The organism is Acinetobacter sp. ANC 4654, assembly GCF_002135425.1.
Lineage (GTDB): Bacteria > Pseudomonadota > Gammaproteobacteria > Pseudomonadales > Moraxellaceae > Acinetobacter > Acinetobacter kyonggiensis.
On the sequence record NZ_NEGL01000003.1, the window covers coordinates 1 to 20,484 of the forward strand.

General features: G+C 40.9%; 17 protein-coding genes. 9 read left to right on the forward strand and 8 right to left on the reverse strand.

The window, feature by feature from the left end; genetic code table 11:
• The first annotated feature begins 438 nt into the window (after nt 1-438).
• The 5 genes from B9T24_RS05865 to B9T24_RS05885 all read left to right on the forward strand — a co-directional run bounded on the left by B9T24_RS05865 (nt 439) and on the right by B9T24_RS05885 (nt 4,461).
• The gene (locus tag B9T24_RS05865; RefSeq protein ID WP_086164933.1) at nt 439-1,359 is read left to right on the forward strand and encodes a VacJ family lipoprotein; all 921 of its coding nucleotides are present in this window, start codon (nt 439-441) and stop codon (nt 1,357-1,359) included.
• A 112-nt stretch (nt 1,360-1,471) separates the two neighbouring features.
• Entirely contained in the window at nt 1,472-2,440 is a 969-nt protein-coding gene (gene gigA / locus B9T24_RS05870; protein WP_086164934.1) for an RsbU family protein phosphatase GigA, read from the forward strand.
• A gap of 113 nt (nt 2,441-2,553) precedes the next feature.
• Nucleotides 2,554-3,072, forward strand: a complete 519-nt coding sequence (gene gigB, locus B9T24_RS05875) for an anti-anti-sigma factor GigB (protein ID WP_004649727.1) — start codon at nt 2,554-2,556, stop codon at nt 3,070-3,072.
• Between the two features lie 24 nt (nt 3,073-3,096).
• Nucleotides 3,097-3,921 carry a carbon-nitrogen hydrolase family protein gene (locus B9T24_RS05880; RefSeq protein ID WP_086164935.1) on the forward strand — a complete coding sequence of 275 codons (825 nt, stop codon included), beginning with the start codon at nt 3,097-3,099 and terminating at the stop codon, nt 3,919-3,921.
• Nucleotides 3,922-4,035: 114 nt separating this feature from the next.
• Nucleotides 4,036-4,461 (forward strand): organic hydroperoxide resistance protein, encoded by a 426-nt coding sequence (locus B9T24_RS05885; protein ID WP_086164936.1) that lies wholly within the window; start codon nt 4,036-4,038, stop codon nt 4,459-4,461.
• Nucleotides 4,462-4,659: 198 nt separating this feature from the next.
• Here B9T24_RS05885 and gspE read toward each other — a convergent pair whose 3' ends face one another.
• Nucleotides 4,660-6,147: a type II secretion system ATPase GspE gene (gene gspE, locus B9T24_RS05890; protein WP_086165226.1), complete on the reverse strand. Its 1,488-nt coding sequence runs from the start codon at nt 6,145-6,147 to the stop codon at nt 4,660-4,662.
• Nucleotides 6,148-6,247: 100 nt separating this feature from the next.
• On the opposite strand from gspE, the gene B9T24_RS05895 reads away from it, so the two are divergent.
• Together B9T24_RS05895 and B9T24_RS05900 are read left to right on the forward strand one after the other, a co-directional pair.
• Nucleotides 6,248-7,069 (forward strand): hypothetical protein, encoded by an 822-nt coding sequence (locus B9T24_RS05895; RefSeq protein WP_416224351.1) that lies wholly within the window; start codon nt 6,248-6,250, stop codon nt 7,067-7,069.
• A gap of 8 nt (nt 7,070-7,077) precedes the next feature.
• Nucleotides 7,078-8,004, forward strand: a complete 927-nt coding sequence (locus tag B9T24_RS05900; RefSeq protein ID WP_086164938.1) for a mechanosensitive ion channel family protein — start codon at nt 7,078-7,080, stop codon at nt 8,002-8,004.
• Nucleotides 8,005-8,109: 105 nt separating this feature from the next.
• Here the strand turns inward: B9T24_RS05900 and B9T24_RS05905 are convergent, their stop codons facing one another.
• A complete protein-coding gene (locus B9T24_RS05905) occupies nt 8,110-10,806 on the reverse strand; it encodes a DUF2339 domain-containing protein (RefSeq protein ID WP_086164939.1) in 2,697 nt (898 codons plus the stop codon).
• Nucleotides 10,807-10,968: 162 nt separating this feature from the next.
• Here B9T24_RS05905 and polA point away from each other — a divergent pair, with 162 nt between their 5' ends.
• Nucleotides 10,969-13,734, forward strand: a complete 2,766-nt coding sequence (gene polA / locus B9T24_RS05910) for a DNA polymerase I (RefSeq protein ID WP_086164940.1) — start codon at nt 10,969-10,971, stop codon at nt 13,732-13,734.
• Between the two features lie 169 nt (nt 13,735-13,903).
• Here the strand turns inward: polA and B9T24_RS05915 are convergent, their stop codons facing one another.
• The 6 genes from B9T24_RS05915 to ppx all read right to left on the reverse strand — a co-directional run bounded on the left by B9T24_RS05915 (nt 13,904) and on the right by ppx (nt 19,569).
• On the reverse strand, nt 13,904-14,356 hold the full coding sequence (locus B9T24_RS05915) for a DUF2314 domain-containing protein (RefSeq protein ID WP_086164941.1): 453 nt from the start codon (nt 14,354-14,356) through the stop codon (nt 13,904-13,906).
• A gap of 75 nt (nt 14,357-14,431) precedes the next feature.
• Nucleotides 14,432-15,001 (reverse strand): YggT family protein, encoded by a 570-nt coding sequence (locus B9T24_RS05920; RefSeq protein WP_074943448.1) that lies wholly within the window; start codon nt 14,999-15,001, stop codon nt 14,432-14,434.
• Between the two features lie 27 nt (nt 15,002-15,028).
• Entirely contained in the window at nt 15,029-15,859 is an 831-nt protein-coding gene (proC, locus tag B9T24_RS05925; RefSeq protein WP_086164942.1) for a pyrroline-5-carboxylate reductase, read from the reverse strand.
• Nucleotides 15,860-15,887: 28 nt separating this feature from the next.
• On the reverse strand, nt 15,888-17,237 hold the full coding sequence (gene tilS / locus B9T24_RS05930; RefSeq protein ID WP_086164943.1) for a tRNA lysidine(34) synthetase TilS: 1,350 nt from the start codon (nt 17,235-17,237) through the stop codon (nt 15,888-15,890).
• Nucleotides 17,174-17,998, reverse strand: a complete 825-nt coding sequence (locus B9T24_RS05935; protein WP_086164944.1) for an acetyl-CoA carboxylase carboxyltransferase subunit alpha — start codon at nt 17,996-17,998, stop codon at nt 17,174-17,176. Before B9T24_RS05935 ends, tilS begins: the two co-directional genes overlap by 64 nt.
• A gap of 50 nt (nt 17,999-18,048) precedes the next feature.
• Nucleotides 18,049-19,569 (reverse strand): exopolyphosphatase, encoded by a 1,521-nt coding sequence (ppx, locus tag B9T24_RS05940; RefSeq protein ID WP_086164945.1) that lies wholly within the window; start codon nt 19,567-19,569, stop codon nt 18,049-18,051.
• Nucleotides 19,570-19,831: 262 nt separating this feature from the next.
• Between ppx and trxA the strand changes: the two genes are divergently transcribed.
• Nucleotides 19,832-20,158 carry a thioredoxin gene (gene trxA / locus B9T24_RS05945; RefSeq protein ID WP_004649742.1) on the forward strand — a complete coding sequence of 109 codons (327 nt, stop codon included), beginning with the start codon at nt 19,832-19,834 and terminating at the stop codon, nt 20,156-20,158.
• Nucleotides 20,159-20,484: the final 326 nt, after the last annotated feature.

The following is a 20,484-nucleotide window of genomic DNA, read 5'->3' on the forward strand; positions in this document are numbered from 1 at the left end:
AAGTTGTTCTTCATAATCTCTTAATGATCTTCTTGCTGATTCGTCATCAACAAGCTAGGTCGGCTATACTACTCTCTTTCCAGAGAAAGTCAACAGGTTTTGTTAAATTCTTTTCCGACAAACCCAAGCTTAAATCCAATCTTAAAATCTCATTCGAAATCTTAACAATCCAACCAACTTATTGATTTACCAGAGGTTTTATTTAACATCACCGCCGATGGATACGCATTATAGGGGAAAAAAATTCCTGCGCAACCCCTTTTTCAATCTTTTAGCAACAAGTGGTTGTTTATCACTCAAAATTAGTCTTTTTGTCTTATTTTTCTACATATTTTGATCAAATTTGTTTTAATACGCGTATTCAAAGACCTGTTAATATAGTTTATTACGTAGTTTCAGCTTTAAGCACCAGCTTACTATAGAGCTCTAGGATTTCTTATGCGTCACTTCCATTATGTTTGGGCCAGCCTTTTATCTTTTGGGTTAATTTCTCCTGTAATTGCAAATGATTCGATTCATAATTCTGAATCACCAACAACAAAGGGCTTAGAAACGCCTTCAACCAAACAAATCCAAAGTGCTCAACACCCTCGTCTTGAAGCATTAAAAGAATTAAAAAATGTAAAAGCTAAAGATTTAAATGTAAATGCGAATGCAACCCAGCCTGAAAGCCAAAAAGATCCGTTACAACCCTTAAATCGACAGGTGTATGCTTTCAATGATGCTCTAGACCGTCATGTAGCTCGACCACTCGCTGTTCAATATAAAGAAAAAGTACCTTCTGATATGCGCGGATCATATCGTCAGTTTCGCAAAAATTTAGGTGAACCATGGAATGCAGCCAATCAACTGATTCAGGGCCGACCACTTCGAGCTGCAGAATCATTAGGCCGTTTTTCCATTAATACTATTACGACTTTAGGTTTTGCCGACCCTGCTCGACGTTTAGGCTTATATGCTGAAGAAGAAAACTTTGGCACCACCTTAGGTTATTACGGCATCCCTTCGGGACCTTATTTGGTTTTACCTGTTTTTGGTCCAAGTACATTTCGAGATACTGTGGGTCTCGTCATGGATAGCCAAGCCCGACCACAAAAATATATCTTCGAAGATCGTGAAGGTGTTTATTGGACAGACCAAGTTTTACGAGGCATTGATGCGCGTTCTCAACTTCTAGAAATAGAAGATGTTTTACAAGGTGATAAATATGCCGCCATCCGTGATATTTACTTACAACGTAAAAATTTCGCAATTGCAGAAAAAAAAGGGCTAGAATCTGAGTCACTGTTTATTGATGATGATCAAGATAGCACTGAGAATGACGTGCCAGAAGATGATGTAGATACAACAAGTAAATAAGTCTTTTCCATTTATTAAAAATATGATCAGTTAAGCATCTTTCTTTGCTGATCATTAGATTGTTATAGTACAACTATAGGCATCATCACTTTAAGGGTCATACAATTTCTTTATGTATTTCATTCAACCAACTCGTAATATTCCTTATTTAGATCAGGTACTCAGTACACTCCCCAGTGTGCAAATGATTTGCATAGATGATATTGATTTGTATGATCCCACCATTTTAGCGATTGCTGATGTGCAAGACTATCTGACCCATCAATGGTCGCTTCCTACTATTGTGCTGGCCTTTGAAAATGAAGGTACGGCCTTAGCTCAAGCTTGGGAACTGGGTGCTTTAGCAGGTTGGGTATGGAATAAACTCCCGCGTGATCCTGAAGGGGCATTACTTAAAATTGATGCACAATATAAGCGCAATCAAGATAGTCGTGATTTACCCTCAGCTGCACATCTACAAAAATGCTTACTGCCTAATCCAATTGAATTGATGAACTATAAGGTTGAAACCTTGTTTCAACCTTCTGCATATTTGTCTGGTGATTGGTACGATTATTGGAAAATTAGCGATAAAGAAATTATGTTTTATCTAGCTGATGTTTCTGGGCATGGGGTTACCAGCAGTTTACTTACGTCGTGGATGGCTGCCTTTCATGGTCGATCTAAAACACCGCGTGAATTGATTAAAAAACTCAATGGCATGCTGGTTCAAGAAAATATTGAAAAGCATATTACGATGATTGCAGGCGTTTTAAATTTAGAAACCCATCAATTACGTTGGTCAAGCGCTGGACATTATCCGCCTGCAATTATCTTTGAACCGAATCAACCACCTAAAATTTTAAACACCAGTAGTTTTCCTTTGGGATTAACTGAAGATCTTGAAGTCGAAGAATTTGTCTGTGTACTGAATCGTCATGCACGGTTTATTATTTGTTCGGATGGTGCACTCGAACCTTTTGATGGTGGTTTGAATGAACAATTTGAAAAATTAGTCTTCCATTTGCAAAATCAATCGTTCCAAGCGCCTGAACATGTGGCAGATGACATTGCAATCTTAAGTTTACGTCGAATGAATTAACTATATAATCAATATGTTAACTTTCAAGTAAGTAAACTACGCCCTTTGGCTACTTGAGTCTCTAGTGGCCCTATGTGATAATTTTACAATCCTTCTCTGCAAATGGCATTTATATGTCAACAGGTCATGTTGAATATGCAAGCTTGAATGGAACGCATATTTTTAAGCTTATTGGCGAAGTGCGTGCCCAATCTTGTATCAGTCTAGACAAACTCCTTAGTAAAATTGAACAGCAATCAAATGTGGTTGGGGCAATCGTAGATTTAACCCAAACCACATTTATTGACAGTACTGTTTTAGGTGTACTCGCCAAGCTTGGTCTCAAGCTCAAGCAAATCCACCACATTCAGGCCGTCATGTTATCTACCAACCCTGATATTACAACTTTGGCCAACAGTATGGGTTTGGGTCAAGTTTTTGTGATCTTAAATTATTGTGGTGACCCCAAAGTATGCACACTTGAATTAATGGAAGAACACATTAGTCATAACACCATGTTAACCACTGTTTTAGATGCGCATAAAACACTGATGGAGTTGAATGAAAACAACCTCAACATGTTTGAGCCTTTGGTTAAACAGCTGCAAAAAGAACAAGATAATATTGAGCAAGTGTCTCAACAAAACGTATAAAAATTATTTATTAGAGCCCACCACATGACTTTACTCTCTGTTGTACAAATGAATTCCCAAGATGATATTGAAGCCAATTTCATCGTGATCGAGTCGTTGATACAACAAAGTAAAGCAGATGGTGCAGAGCTGATTGTTTTCCCTGAAAACTTTGTTTGTTTTGCAGGTGGAAAACAACGCGAGACAGCAGCGCAGTTTGAAATGATTCAACAGCGTTTAGAACATCTTGCCCAACAATATCAAATTTGGATTGTGGCGGGGACACTTCCCTGTCCCTTCCGCCCTGATGGTTCCATCATTGCTGATGGTCGTGTACGGACGGTCAGCCTGTGTATTAGCCCTGAACGTACTGAAGCACGTTATGACAAAATTCATTTGTTTGATGTGCAAGTCGGTGATGCTGTCGGTGGCTATCAAGAATCTAAATTTTTTGAACCTGGAACAGATGTTATCGTTGCAAAAACGCCTTTTGGTCAGATTGGACTGATGGTCTGTTATGACCTCCGTTTTCCCGAATTAGCACTCACTTTACGTGCTCAAGGTGCAAATATATTGACTGCACCTGCGGCATTTACTTACACCACAGGTCAAATGCATTGGCAGTTATTGCTGCAAGCACGAGCAATCGACAGTCAATGTCATATTTTAGGCGCAGCACAACAAGGCTGGCATGGTGAAAAGCGCCAAACATGGGGGCATGCAGGGGCAACCCATAGCCGTGGTCAAATTTTAGCAATTACAGAGGCTGAGGGTGCTCAACTGCTGACCATTCCTTTCGATTTACAAGAACAACAGGCGATACGCGCATCGATGCCTTTGATACAGCATCGTAAATTAATGACTTTATAAATCTTTTTCCTTTAAAGCAAAAAAAATTGATATAAAAATTACAAAATCACCGCTTATTTTTCCCTCCAAATCATCCAAGATAAAATCTTGATAAAATTTATGAGGGATCACAACATGTCTTTAGAAAAAGCGGTCTATACAGCAAAAGCCAAAGCAACAGGCGGACGTGATGGTCGAGCGACATCATCAGATGAAATTTTAGATGTGAAATTAGCCGTACCTAAAGAAATGGGCGGTGCCGGTGGAGGCACCAATCCAGAACAACTTTTTGCAGCAGGTTATTCAGCATGTTTCCTCGGTGCAATGAAATTCGTTGCAGGCAGAGATAAACTCAACATTTCCAAAGATGCTTTTATTGAAGGCGAAGTCGGTATTGGACCAATTCCTACAGGTTTCGGAATTGAAGTAAAATTAAATATTCACTTAGAAGGTATGGATCAAGCTGAAGCACAAAAATTAGTGGATGCAGCGCATATCGTTTGTCCATATTCTAATGCGACTCGTGGCAATATTAATGTCACTTTAAATGTGATTACCTAAGCAAGCTCGCAATCTATCCTAAAATAAAACTCATCATTTTAGGATAGAATTCTGCATTGATTCAATAAGATGTAAATATCAATAAAATACAACTCAGGTCATTCAACCACCCTATTTCATGCACAATGCATAAAAAAATTGCCGAATTTTATGAAGTTCAGCAATTTATCAAATTATAAACAATCAAAAGACTTCACGTTAATCTGCAGCTTCATTGGTCACGCGTAGCACTTCTTCTAAGGTGGTTTTGCCTTGTAACACTTTCCTTAAACCGTCATCACGAATAGAGCCTGATTGCCGACGTGCATAAGCCTCCAATTCATATTCCGCAGCATTACCATGAATGAAACGGCGCATTTGATCATCGACAGGGACAATTTCATAAATTGCAGTTCGCCCCATAAAACCAGTATGTGAACAATGATCACAGCCTTTCGGTTGTGGCAACTTGAATGTAGCTTCGGTATTTAAATGTCGAAAAACTTCAGTTTCAAAGGCATCCGCATCATGCCATGTGGCACAGCGTGAACATAAGGTTCGCACTAAACGCTGTGCGATCACTCCAATCAAAGAACTGGCCAGCAAGAAGGGTTCAATCCCCATATCTTTTAACCGTGTAACTGCCCCAATAGCCGTATTCGTGTGTAGCGTAGACAAGACTAGATGACCTGTGAGTGAAGCTTGAACAGCAATTTCTGCGGTTTCTAAATCACGAATCTCCCCCACCATGACCACATCGGGGTCTTGACGCAACATGGCTTTTAACGCCCGAGCAAAGGTCATATCCACTTTGGTGTTGACCTGCGTTTGTCCAATGCCTTCCAATTGGTATTCAATTGGATCTTCCGCGGTCAAAATATTTTTTGAGCCATCATTTAAGTCCGATAAGGCTGCATATAAAGTGGTGGTTTTACCCGAACCTGTTGGTCCAGTGACCAAAATAATGCCATGTGGACGATGCACTAAATGCGTCAAACGCTCATAATCAGGCTGCATTAAGCCCAAATGGGTCATATTTAATCGCCCTGCTTGCTTGTCAAGTAAACGCATTACCACACGTTCGCCATGTGACGAAGGCAAGGTCGAGACACGCACATCGACTTCACGTCCTGCTAACCTTAAAGACATACGACCATCTTGCGGCACGCGCTTTTCAGCAATATCAAGTTTTGCCATAACTTTAATACGTGATACCAACAATGGTGCAAGTTCACGACGTGGTTGGACAATTTCGCGCAGTTGTCCATCAACCCGTAAGCGGACGGACAATTTTTTCTCAAAAGATTCGATATGAATATCGGAGGCACCGACACGAATGGCTTCAGAGAGCAAGGCATTAATTAGACGAACAATCGGAGCATCATCTTCCTGATCCATCAAATCTTCAGCTTCAGGTACTGAATCTGCCAAACTGAGTAAATCTGGATGGTCTTCTAAACCCGCAGCCACTTGCTGCGATTCGCCCGTATCACCCGCAAAGCTTGAACTCAGCAATTGATGAAACTCTTGCTCGCTACATAATTGGTGCTGTGCAGGATAAGCTAAATAACGGCGCGCTTCTTGTATCGCAAGCAATGGCGTATTTTCACGGCGTACAATAAAGGCTTGATCACCCTCGTATCGGAGCAATACGCCATGACGCTTAGCAAAACTATAGGGTATTTGTAATTGTTTAAGTATTTGCATCAAAGTTTATAATGATGGATAAATTGATTTGAGTGTACTCTAAGCATATGGCAGCGTGAAGTCTGTTTTTTACTGATTAAGCAATATAGGAAATATGCTGTTGTCTAAAAATAATGAATTGATCGAACCTGAGCATCCCAATTTAAAATGGTGGGGCGAATACAGCTTTGAATTAAATCAGCCCAAGGCATGGCAATTTGGTTCACTGTTATTTCGTCTCACGCGCGGACTCCAAGAATGGCGGATGGAATTTCATCGCCCACAAGTTCAGTATGACTATGAACAAAAGTGGCATGCCATTGAAGATCCGCATTTTGGTTTTCCTCAGCCCGCGAAAATAGAACGTTATATGTTCAAATCAACGCAAAGTAAATTGCAATTGATGCCGCGTTTAGCGGACCGTTCTGTGGTAATCAAACCAGTCGATCCCATTTATATTCCTGCTGGACAACGTGGCACACTGTATATCAGCACCCCCTTATGGATTGCTGGTTTTGTCGAAGGACAAAAAGATCCACTGTTTGATATTCCAGTGATTCTGCCCAAAGACACTTGGTTTGGTCCGAATCATCGTATGGGTGAGATTTGTTATGCGACTGCTGTTGATGGTCGTACTGAACTACACCAGTTAAAACCACGTGCCTTTCGTGCAGTCACACCAATTGAATTCCATAATACCAGTCACCAACAATTACGCTTTGATCGAATGAATGTACCTGTTTCTGCACTCCCGCTGTTTTATAGCGAAAGTACGGGTCGATTATGGACATCGCAAATTAAAGTTCTACATGAAGGTTTAGATCGCCCACCTCGAATCCGTATTGAAAATCGCACACCGCCACATGCAGGTGAAGTCATGTATGTCCATCCGCCACGTGCGCCAGCCAGTGCTTTGTTTAATATGTTTGATTCATTTTTCTAGGGGGCAAAATGGCCGATTCAAATATTCCAAAAGAAATTACCAGTAGCCTCAAAGGTGTTTTCACCAATATTAATACCGATCGACTCACTGAAATTTTGGTTGCACTCTCCTTGGCTGTCATTGGTTTTCTGATTGCCAGATTTGTATCAAATGCCTTTATTCGTACGATTGGCTCACGTTTTAATGCACACCAACGTCTGGTGTGGCGACGTGGTATTTTTTATTTCATCTTCTTAATTTTTGTCATGGCAAGCTTAAAAGAAGCAGGCTTTAAGCTGAGTGTCTTTTTAGGTGCAGCAGGTATTTTAACCGTTGCTTTGGGTTTTGCCTCACAAACCTCGGCTTCCAACCTAATCAGTGGTTTATTTTTGATTGGTGAAGGTTCTTTTGAAATCGGTGATACCATTCAATTGACCTTAATTCGAGGGAACACCATTGAAGGTGAGGTCATTTCGATTGACTTACTTTCTGTCAAACTGTTAACCCAAGATAATGTGTATGTTCGACTCCCGAATGAGCAGCTCATTCGCGCCCCTGTACATAACTTGTCAAAATTTCCGATACGGCGTATTCCCATCACCTTAGCCATTAATTTTCATGAAGATATTATTAAAGTTCGTGAAGTGCTGCTTGATGTTGCCAATAAATACCCATTGGTTTTGGCTGACCCGAAACCCGCAGTGACCGTGACCGCATTCCGTGAATCTTCCATTGAACTGCTATTTGCCATTTGGTGTGACCGTGAAAACTTTTTTAAAGTGCGGGATGAAATGCAAGAACGCATCCGCAATGGCTTCCTAGACAATCAAATTGAAATCCCTGTCCCTAAAATGGGTTTTGTCGATCGACCAACGAATATGCAACCTTTAAATGATGCCGATATTGATCAATATGCCAATGCCAAGGAAGTCAAAAGAGAGCCTGATTTAAAATAATAAAATCTCCCTAAATCCCTCTTTGAAAAAGAGGGACTTTCCTGCCTTTTATAAAGATGAGAATCCTCAAAATATATTTTGAGTCTGCAAGGAAGAGGAAAAATATCAAATTTTTTCACCTTCAGGCATTGGTGCAATATACGCAATCACCAACATCACCAAGCCTGCACCTAAAAATGAAACAACTCGAGTTAACGTGCCAATATGGGACAAATCGAACAGTACCAATTTTAAAGTTACCACCACCAAGATACTGCCGCCCAAAATCCAGACTGAACGCAACTGTTTATGACTGGCTAAACTCATGGTCATAAAGGCCAAACCCACCCAAAGTAAAGTCAAACTGAGTTGAACCGTACCATCTTGCCATAAAGCCAATTCATTCAAGGGTGTGCCTAAATAAACATGTAATGCACGCAGTACAATATAACTGCTTAGCCAAAGTAAACTGAGCACCATCAGCACGGCAACAATGCCTTTATCCAAACCTGATTTAACCTGTAAGGACAGCATCCATATAAACCCAATCCACATGGCGATACTGACCAAATCAAATGGATTTAAAATGGGGAACACATACGCTTGGAATGCTTGCTGGCTAAAGAGCTGCGAGCACAGCATCCAAGTTGCCATTAAAAGCAAAGTACTACGTGCTTGCCAAAATATTTTCCAATCAGGATTATCTACTTGCCAATAACACCAAGCACAGAACAGCAAAGGGAAGATCACCACACTCATATATGGCATGCTCGGGACCAAGCTTAAACTACTCATGGCGAGGCTAAGCAAAACGCCGAAACTCACCCACTCTTTTTCGGCTCGAACGCCCAACATGGGACGCAGCCACAAGGCAGTCAACATCAAACCAGAGAGTGCGAAAGCAGTGCGATCAAAAGTCGATAACCAAACGATCATGCCTTGCTTACTCTGATCAAGCACAATAATGCAGGCAAAAACAAAGACTGGAATTAACCCGAGCCATTTTGGCAGTAACCACGACCATGTAGCTTTGCAATACAACATGACTTCATTCATCAGCAAATAACATCCACTGACAATCAATAGGCAAATCACCAACTGACTCACACTATCGATTTGATCAAGCAATAAAATAATCAACATTGTGGTTGCGGACAGCATCTGCAAACAATGAAAAGCGATCGTGGCATGGCTCAATTGCTTGCGAAAAGAGGCACGACTATTGGCAAGCAACACTACCGCAAAATAACTCAGACACAGCCCCCAATACATTTCACGTGGAAATTGACTCAGCTCTGCCAGATAATAAAAACTGGATAAGCCTGCAACGACCAATAACCCCACCCCCAGATAACGACTGACATTCGATTCGCGATATAAGGCATAAATAAAAATTATTAAACCTTCGACCGCCCAACCCATCACACTCCATTGTTCAGGTAAAAGGATCGGTGGAATCAAGGCCAAGAAAATCAACATGAGGCTTAAATAACTTTGCGAAATCAGTTGCACCGCTTGATGACGTTTAGAAAGCAGATACAGTCCTGCATACACCACTGCAAAGTCTAAACTTGCACTGGCTTGCCAATACATTTCATCAAAATACATTAAATAAATAAAAATATAACCCACAATAGGCGCACCAAAAATCAGCGCGACATCTAAGGCAGGTTTGAGTTTAAATTGAGCAAGATCCGCTTTGGCAAGCAGCTGACTAAAGCGAAAACTCAGCCAAACAAAAATGGCGGTATGTACCACAACCAGTGCCGTTAAACTTCTGCGTTCTTCTGTTTCACCCTGATAAAAGGCATAACTGCCCCCCACGATCACCGTGACAAGGAATGCAATCTGATTCAGAATTTTCCACGGGCGTAATGTACTCAGTACAGCAACCGCAAGGTTAATCACCACATAATAAGCAATCAATTCGACCGCTGTCGCATTGCGAACTGGTAAAGTGAACGGTGCGATATAGGCAATGATCATCGCCATGAGTGCCAATTCAATTGATTGCTGCTTTAAGCTTAAATGCAGGGTAAGCAACATAATGACAGCAAAACAAAATGCTGCGATCCCTAAAGTCGAAATTACCCCATTGTAATAGGCAAAAAATAGCGTTAAAAATAATGCCGCTAAACCTAAACCTTCTAAAGCCAAAGCAAAACTGCGGTTTTTAGCCTGTAACCCATACCCCAATGCCGTCACTGCACCACTTACACTTGCAACAATGCTCAGTTTCAACGCCAGACTCAACTGCCAATGTTCGGTGGCAAAACGTAGCAATAACACGATGCCAATAATCAGTACCAAGATGGCAACTTTTAAAACAGGATTCCCCTGAACTATCCACTGCCTGAACTGATCAACCAAACTGATCGAATTTGATGTCGCAGCTAATTCAGGCGATTCTGTATGGACTATTGGTTCAACAGCAACAGAAGTCGTGGTTGGAACTTGCTGTAAGCGCCTTTGTACTTGATTTAACAAGGCTTCTAAACGCCGTAACCAGCGCAGAAAGAAAAAAATCCAAGCTGTGACCCCTGCACCAACAACAAAACTCCAATCCATTGCCCCACCGACAAGCGCAACAATGGATGCAAGATAGAGTGGAACTTTTGAGGTTTCTTGAAATGAAATATGCGTCTCAGTCGCAATTTGAGCTGCGGGTGTTTGCAGCGCATCGACATATTGCATCACACTCATGACCAAGGCCAAGCCACACAAATAAGTAAAAATGTGTGCTTTTAAAAACCACGCACCCACACCGACAATAATTAATACCATCAGCCAAATCATGCGGATTTCGCTCTGCCCTTTGTGCATTTTGTCTTTCTCTGCATCCTTATGAATTGATCATACAACAGCTCTGACTTTGATTTTTAAGCATTCATCAGATATTCAGTAACATGCATCTTTCACGATGTGCCTGTGATCAGCGGTAAAATCACGTACAATAAGCGGGTTATTTGGATTAGGAATCTTTCAATGCCACCATTTGTTTTGGTCGATGGCTCATATTTTTTATTTCGTGCGTACCATGCACTGCCACCACTAACCACTTCTACGGGTTTACAGACCAACGCAATTCGTGGTGCGATTTCTGCAATTCAAAAATTGATGCGTCGTATTCAACCAACGCATATGGCCGTGATTTTTGATACACCAGAACCTACTTTCCGTCATCTCCTTTCACCGATTTACAAAGGTGATCGACCAAGTATGCCAGATGAGCTTGCTCAACAGATTCCCTATCTTCACAATCTGATTCGCGCTTTAGGCATTCCGTTGTACACCCTACCGGGTGCTGAAGCCGATGACGTAATTGGAACACTGGCGAAACGTGCAGAGAAAGCAGGTCATCAAGTGCTCATTTCCACGGGCGACAAAGACATGGCGCAACTGGTCACCGACAAAGTGACCTTAGAAGACAGCTTTAAAGATAAGCCAATGGATGTGAATGGGGTCTTTGAAAAATTCGGGGTTTGGCCTCATCAAATCATCGACTATTTGACCCTAATGGGTGATGCTTCTGATGGGATTCGTGGCGTGCCGGGGGTTGGTGCGAAAACAGCAGCTAAACTTTTAACCGAATATGGTTCAATCGGTGGCATTTTAGAAAATGTCGATCAAATCAAAGGTAAAGTTGGTCAAAACATTAAAGATAATGTCGAAGGCATTGCCCTCGACCACCAACTGGCCAGTATTGTGATTGACCTAGATTTAAATCTCACGTATGACGATTTAAAGCTGGCTGATCCGAATGTCGAAGCCCTACGTCAGCTTTATACTGAACTTGAATTTCGCAACCAATTACAGTCTTTAGACCATCCCAACAATCCCAATAGTTCGGTCTATAAACAAACCTCAAAAGTGATTGAAAAATCTGCACATACAGAAGAAGTGCTTAAAACTGAAGATCAAGCCGACATGAGCAGTGTCGATGATCAATTGGGACAAGCCACTTACCATACCGTTTTAAGCCAAGCAGACTGGGATAAATTCCTCCAGCGTTTCAGCACTGAAAAATGTTTTGCCTTTGACACTGAAACCACTAGTCTAGATTACCGTATTGCAGAAATGGTCGGTTTTTCAGTGGCATTTGATGCCGATGATGCCTATTACATTCCGCTTGCACATGACTATGAAGGTGCACCTGAACAGCTCAACCGTGAAACAGTTCTCGCACAAATTAAACCCATTTTAGAAGATGCTTCGGTTAAAAAAATTGGTCATCATTTAAAATATGATGCACATATCTTGCAGAATCACGGGATTGAATTACAAGGCTGGTATTTCGATACCATGCTGGCTTCTTACGTGCTTAATTCTGTGGCAACGCGTCACGGTATGGATGATGTTGCACGTTTATATTTAAGCCATTTGAGCACCACCTTTGAACAAGTAGCGGGCAAAGGAGTGAAACAAAAAACCTTTAATCAAATTGAATTAGAGGTTGCTGCACATTATGCTGCTGAAGATGCGCATGTGACTTATCGCTTATATGAAGTGTTGTCGAAAAAATTAAAAGCCGTACCTGAACTCGACAATATTTTGCATCATATTGAAATGCCTGTGGCCCGTGTTCTGACCATGATGGAAGAAAACGGCATTGAGCTTGATCTCAAATTCCTCGATCAATTAGGCGTAGATTTTTCAAATGCCATTCAAAATTTAGAAAATCAAATTACCGAATTGGCGGGACAAAGCTTTAATGTCAGCTCGCCAAAACAAGTCGGTGAGATCCTGTTTGATAAGTTGGGATTAAAAGGTGGCAAGAAAACTGCCACTGGACAATACAGTACCAGTGAAAGTATTTTAGAAAAAATTGATCACCCGATTACCGCGTTAATTTTGGAGTACCGTGGTCTTTCAAAACTCAAAAGCACGTATACCGATGGTCTACAAAAACAGGCCAACAATGACAGTGGTCGTGTCCATACCAGTTATCATCAGGCACTTACGGCAACTGGTCGTTTATCATCGACCGATCCAAACTTGCAAAATATTCCTGTTCGTGAAGAAATTGGCCGTCAAATTCGTAAAGCTTTTGTTGCACCTGAAGGCCGCGTGCTACTTGCAGCCGATTACTCGCAAATTGAACTTCGTTTAATGGCACATTTTTCTCAAGATGATGCCTTAGTGCATGCCTTTAATCATGGACAAGATGTGCATCGTCGTACCGCTGCTGAAGTTTTAGGCATTGCCCTAGAAGATGTAACGCATGACCAACGCCGTCAAGCCAAAGCCGTCAATTTTGGTCTGTTGTATGGCATGTCTGAATTTGGTTTGATTCGTCAGCTAGGCTTTACCCGTCAAGAATCTCAAGACTATATCAAACAGTATTTCCACCGTTATCCGGGCATTTATGAGTATATGCAACGCACTCGTCAAGTGGCTTTGGAACAGGGCTTTGTCGAAACAATTTCAGGTCGTCGTTTATACACCCCTGATATTGATGCGCGCAATATGATGGTGCGTAAAGGCGCTGAACGTGCAGCAATCAATGCTCCGCTACAAGGCAGTGCTGCGGACATTATTAAAATGGCGATGATTGAAGTCGATAAAATATTACCGCAAGATCAAGCCAAAATGTTATTACAAGTACACGATGAATTAGTATTTGAAGTTGATGCTGATATTGCTGATGAACTTGCGCCTAAATTGGCTGAAGTGATGCAATCGGTAGTGAAACTTTCCGTTCCGCTGATTGTTGAAGTGGGCAAAGGCATGAATTGGGATGAGGCGCACTAAACATTTGGAGTCCCTTCCTCCTTTCAGGAGGAGGGTTTGGATAGAGGCTGTTTTTACTATCTCCACAAACCGATGAAGGTCTAATCAAAGACCTTCTTTTTTTCAAAACCTGTATTTGATCAAGTCAGAAAGAATACAACTTATATTGTGAATTATAATATCTACGAATTTACCATTTCTGATCGATAAATTTAGATACTCCCACACGTTGATCAAACTCAGCTTTTCCTTCATCTGACAATATTGATCGTTGATACCGTAAAGAATAACCTCCCAGCATCTCTCCATTATTATATAAAATATACCAATCCAAGATATCTACTTCAGAAAACTTTAACCATTGATCTACTTGAATCCATTTAAATTCATTTGGTAACTCAAATGGTTTTGCATAACAAAATACATCTTCAAAAAATGGGTTCATCAACCAAATATTCGCTCCCTCCAATGACTCTCTGGTTTCTGGTATATAAAACTTCACACATGCAAAATCATCTACAGACAATTGCTCAATCTGAGCTTTAAAAATATGAAGTGTATCTTTTGCTGATTGTACTGCACTTAGATATCCACCAGCATCATTGCTCAGCGTCATAAAGATAGGTTCATTCTTTTCACTCATACATATTTACTCATTTTTATTTTTTTAGAACCTATAAAAAAGGACTCATCTGAGTCCTTTTTTATTGCTTACAGCTTAAAGACCAGTCAGAAGTGCAATCGCCACTTCATTCATAATAATTTCAGCAATATACAAAGCTAAAAATGCAACAATTGGCGACAAATCAATCATGCCCATATTTGGCAAAATACGACGGAACGGTGCCAACAATGGTTCTGCAAGCTCCTGAATCACTTCAATATAAGGCGAGCGAGATTGAGTAAACATCACCACCCAACTTAAAATAATGGTCGCAAAAATTAAATAACGGCAGAAACGAATCAAGTCTTGAATCATGGTGACAAAAGTCAAAATCAGCAAATGCACCGGACTATTCGGCATAGCCCCTGACAAATACATGACACCAAAAATTTTAAGTAAATATAAAACCAACAGTAAAGCCAAAGCCGCTAAATTGACGCGACCTTTTGCCACAGTTGGAAAAATACGACCAAAAACATCCACTATTTTCGTTGCTTTAACCGTAGACATCACCACTGGATTATAAGCATTTACCCCTGCCAACTGCATGAGAAAACGAAAAAATACGAGCAAAATCGCTACGTTAATGATAATGCCAAAAATCAGCGCAGAGTTTGCACCCATACTGGAACTTTCCTAAATAAAAACGAGTTATTTGCTACTTTCACTTAGCTCTTGAGCAAGTTCTTGGCTGCGCTTTTGTGCAGCAGCCAAAGCAGCCTGAATATTTTGAGAAATTTGTGCACGATCAAAAACTTCAAGTGCAGCTTGAGTCGTACCATTTGGTGAAGTTACATTTTTACGTAATTCCGCAGGTGTATTTGCACTGGTGATTGCCATTTGTGCAGCACCTAAGGCCGTTTGCAAAGTCAGTGCGGTAGCCACTTTTTCATCTAAACCTAAGTTTTTACCTGCACGAATCATGCTTTCCATCATATAGAAGAAATATGCAGGACCAGAACCAGATACTGCCGTGACGGCATCAATCTGCGCTTCTGAATTTACCCACAGGGTTAAACCTGTTGCCGCTAAAACTTGGCTTGCAAGCTCACGGTCTTTAGTATCAACTGCTTCAGTCGCATACAGACCATGCGCACCTGTTTGCACCAAAGCAGGAGTATTCGGCATCACACGAACAATTCGGTCTGTGGCTAAAAGCGTTGCAATAGTTGCAATCTCAGCACCCGCAACAATAGACATGACCAATTTGCCTTCAAACAAACCTTTAAGAGGCTTTAATACACTGGCCAATACCTGTGGTTTCACCGCAAAAAGGACGATATCGGCATCACGAATGGCAGCAATATTATCATCGGTCACACAGACATCTTTTTCTGCTAATAAAAGACGTACTTTTTCGACCGGATCAGAAACTGTAATACGTGTTGGAGGCAAACCGCGTGAAATTAACCCGCCAATTAAGGCTTGAGCCATATTACCGCCACCAATAAAACAAATATTACAATTTAAAGCTGCACTCATGAATCATACTCGACGTAGAATTTTTTAACTAAGAGATTAAATTTGGTTGCCAACCACCGACTTCACAATATTCAGATTGAGCTAACCAAAACCCTTTTGGTGTAAAAACACCAAGCATAACATTATCTATGCTTAATATTTGAATTGTATGACGCTGCCAAGGAAAAATTTGCGCGTCTTGAATGGCTTTTTTTAATGGCCAACGACCGACTCGCCCATTTAAATGAATTTTTTCTCCACCTTGGCGCAGCACCAAATTTAACGCTTTATCCAATAATGATGTTGATAGCCCTATTTGCGCAGGCTCAGCGCGATATTGCCCTGAAAGAACATTAATACTTTGATTGAATTGTACTTGAATCGTTTTAATTGAAGTATCCAATTGATTTTTCTCAGCAAGATATTCTTCTACGCTTAAACGGAAAATTTTTTGCTGATAACGTACATAATAATATTGCTTCCAATGCAAAGCCGCTTGTGCATCGGACTTAGACTCGATCACTTCATACCGCAAGCGTTCAACCATCTCAAAACTGGGCCGATAGGTGTCCAGCCCTTTCATCCATGCTGATAAAAGTTGTCTTTGACGTGCAGTGGATAATTGCGCTAATTTTTTTAAATCAAGTGCAGTTGCTGTACCACAAAATACCAAATCTTGCTGCAAAACATCTTGCAAAATTTCATCCGCATCTTGCATCAAATAACTGGTGCGACTTAGTGCTTGTTGCATTTTCGGATAACGATTTTGTAGCATTGGCCACAGTTCATGACGACACCATGCCCGATCATAATCGGTATTCAAATTACTTGGATCTTCAATATTGTGCACATTCAACTGTGCTGCCCATTGGCAAATCTGCTCACGTGAGATATCGAGTAGCGGTCGCCAAAGGCTAAATTGCTCACGAACATCAACCTGTTTCATGGCAGATAGCCCCTGCACGCCAGCACCTGAAAGCAGACGCAAGATTAACGTTTCCGCTTGATCTTGCTGATGATGGGCCAAAACTAAAATTTCATTGGGTTTTAAATGCTTTAAATAAGCTTGATAACGTACTTCGCGGGCTTGCTGTTCCACATTGCCTGCTTGTACCTTGACCACTTCAACAATACAAGGAACATTCAGCGTAGCACATTGATCAGAGACAAATGTTCCCCAACTGGCGCTGAGCGATTGCAATTGATGGTCGATGTAGATAGCACGAATTTTTTCAGGGTATAAATAAGACATCAAATGCAGCAGCAACATGGAATCCATGCCGCCACTACATCCAATTAAAAAGCAGGTATTTTCAGGAAACTGTTGTTCCTGTTTTAAGACATTAGACCTAAATTGTCGCTGCCAAACTTCATTAAACGCTGGTAACGTGCTTCGCATCGTTCATTCGCTTCCATTGGTTGCAATTCTTCTAAAGCTTGTTGTAACACATCTTTAAGCGCTTGCATGACTTGCTCAGGTTGCAAATGTGCACCTTCACCTTCATCCACAACATATTCCACGATACCCATTTTTTTGAGTTTTTCAGCGGTCAATGCCAAAGCTTCACTGGCTTGTTCAGCTTTCTCGGCTGTTTTCCATAAAATGGATGCACAGCCCTCAGGTGAAATCACAGAATAAATACTATGAGACAGCATAATAACGCGATCCGCCACACCAATACCGAGTGCGCCACCTGAACCACCTTCACCCAGTATGGTTGCAATCACAGGTACTTTTAAACTTGAAAGCTGTGCAAGACTGGTCGCAATTGCTTCTGCTTGACCACGTTCTTCCGCGCCCACACCCGGATATGCACCCATGGTATCGATAAAAGTAAACACAGGTAGATTAAATCGTTCTGCCATATCCAGTAAACGTTGCGATTTACGGTAACCTTCTGGATTACTCATCCCAAAGTTATGTTGCAATTTTTCACGCGTACTACGACCACGATGTTGTCCAACAATCATGACTGGCTGACCATTAAAACGTGCCAAGCCACCGATCATTGCACCATCATCACCAAACACCCGATCTCCATGTAAAGCATCGAATTCAGTGAAGATTTCACCAACATAATCCAAAAATTGCGGACGTTCTGGATGACGCGCAATTTGAACCGTTGCCCATGCTTTAGATTGAGCAGCTTTATTTTTCATAGGTCGACCATTATCCCTAAATTAACAATCACTTGTTAACCAATCACTTGTTAATAGATAAATTGTTCCGACTGAATATTCAATTCAATATCCCAATGCTTGAACTGCACTTGCTCATCATGCAAGTCGGCCACAAGCAAAGGCCATTGTTTGGCATCGCCAGAAACGCTGAGTTGCCATTGTTGCTCATTGCCAACACTTAATTCAATGGCAGGAAGCATCTCATCGCTACGACTATGATTGAGTAAAACTGCAAGACGAAGCAATAGACAAAGATAAACTAATTTGCTACCCCCCACCTTAATTACATCCACCCGACTGTCACTGCGTAACTTACGACGATGATGTGCCACTAAATGTGAAAGATGGTTTTGATCAATTTGCGAGAAACCAGCAATATCCGAATGTTGCAATAAATAAGCACCATGACGATGATAACCCCCATGACTAATGGCCAAACCAATTTCATGTAAATATGCTGCGCGGCGCAGTAAATCACTATCTTCAGTGTTTAAATTCAATATCTTAGCAACACCATCAAATAAGTCTTGAGCCGTTTTTACCACACGCTCAGCTTGTTTAGGGTCGGCATTATAACGGCCCATTAAAGCTTGAACACTTCGATCTCGGATATCTTCATGTTGGAAACGCCCCAACAGGTCATACATGACACCTTCACGCAATGCACCATCGGAATAGACTAATTTATCAAGTTCAAGCACATCAAACACAGCATATAAAATGGCAACCCCAGCTGGCAAAACTGCTCGACGATCTTCTTTTAAGCCATCAAAATCAACTTCAGAAATATCTTTAAATTTAAGTAACTTTTCTTTGAGCTTTTCTAAGCCTTCGCGGGTTAAATTTTCTTGCTCATCGCTCCAGCCCATATTAATGGTAATTTGACGACACGCTTTAATCGTACCGCTTGAGCCGACAACTGTATCCCAACCGGCTGTTTTATAGGTATTGGCAATACCTGAAAGCTCTTTACGCGCAGCAACCACAGCTTTGTCAAAATTTTTCTGATTAATTTCGCCATCACTAAAATAGGCTTTGGTAAAAGCCACACAACCCATTTGTAAAGATTCAGTATGAATCGGTTCAAACTCTTCGCCAATAATCAGCTCGGTAGAGCCCCCACCAATGTCGATCACCAAACGACGACCGCTATTCGCCATGGTGTGCGACACACCCAAATAAATCAGACGCGCTTCTTCACGACCCGCAATAATTTCAATCGGTTTAGGTAAAATTTCTGCCGCTTTTTGAATAAATTCATGCCCATTTTTGGCCTGACGTAAAGCATTGGTCGCCACAATTCGCATACGATTGGCTTGTACTGAACTTAAACGCCCGACAAAACGCGCAAGACAAGCTAAGCCACGCTGCTGAGCGGCCTCGGTTAAGTTTTTATTTTCATCCAGACCAGCTGCCAATTGTACTTTTTCTGACATTGAAGCCACTTTTTTGACTTCGCCATGATCTACACGTGCAATCGCAAGGTGAAAACTGTTCGACCCCATATCGATGGCAGCAAGTAACTCTTCATCAATCAAAAAATCAGACATTATTCAAACGAACCTATAAGAATTATGCTTAGAGTAATTCACATACATGCAATTTAAAAGCCATTTATCAAGACAAATAGAGGAGTTTTTAATTTTTTAGTCAAAAGTATAATTGTAGGACACGATGAGCAATATCGTGAGCATCAATTAGACAAACTCACTATAATGTTTGAAAATTTACATATCGCACTACATAGTTAAACAAGGCTATGTAATACTTATCGTTATAAAACTCTCTTAAAATTTTATTTGGAGCATATCCATGTCTGGCAATATCGTAAACACAACTGATGCGAACTTCGAAGCTGACGTTTTACAATCTGACGTTCCTGTACTTGTTGATTTTTGGGCGGGCTGGTGTGCACCATGTAAAGCGATTGCTCCTGTATTAGAAGTACTCTCTACAGAATTCGAAGGCAAAGTAAAAATTGTTAAAGTTGACGTAACAGCTTGTGAAGCGACTGCAGTAAACTACAATATCCGTAACATTCCTGCACTCTTGATGTTTAAAAATGGTGAAGTCGTTGCGCAACAAGTCGGTGCTGCACCAAAATCTAAATTAACTGCATTTATTGAAGAAAATATCTAATTCAAAACAATGTCATTTAATGCAATACGCTATCTTAGGGTAGCGTATTTTTTTCGTCTATAAATTGACAAAAAGCTTATTTACTCTTATATTACATGTTCAAGGAATAAAGGATTTTCCAATCCAGCGTTTTCTTACAAGACACAACACATAAGATCGCCGCTCGGCAACATATATTGTTTTTACACTTTTTTCTTCGAAACAATGAATCAGACCACTGAATTGTTATTGTGCAAATACAATTACGTTATTTTTATTGCGTGCAAGCGGCTGAATGTTGCTCCCTTTTCCCATCTGTATTCCAGAATTTTGATTCTATCTGACCA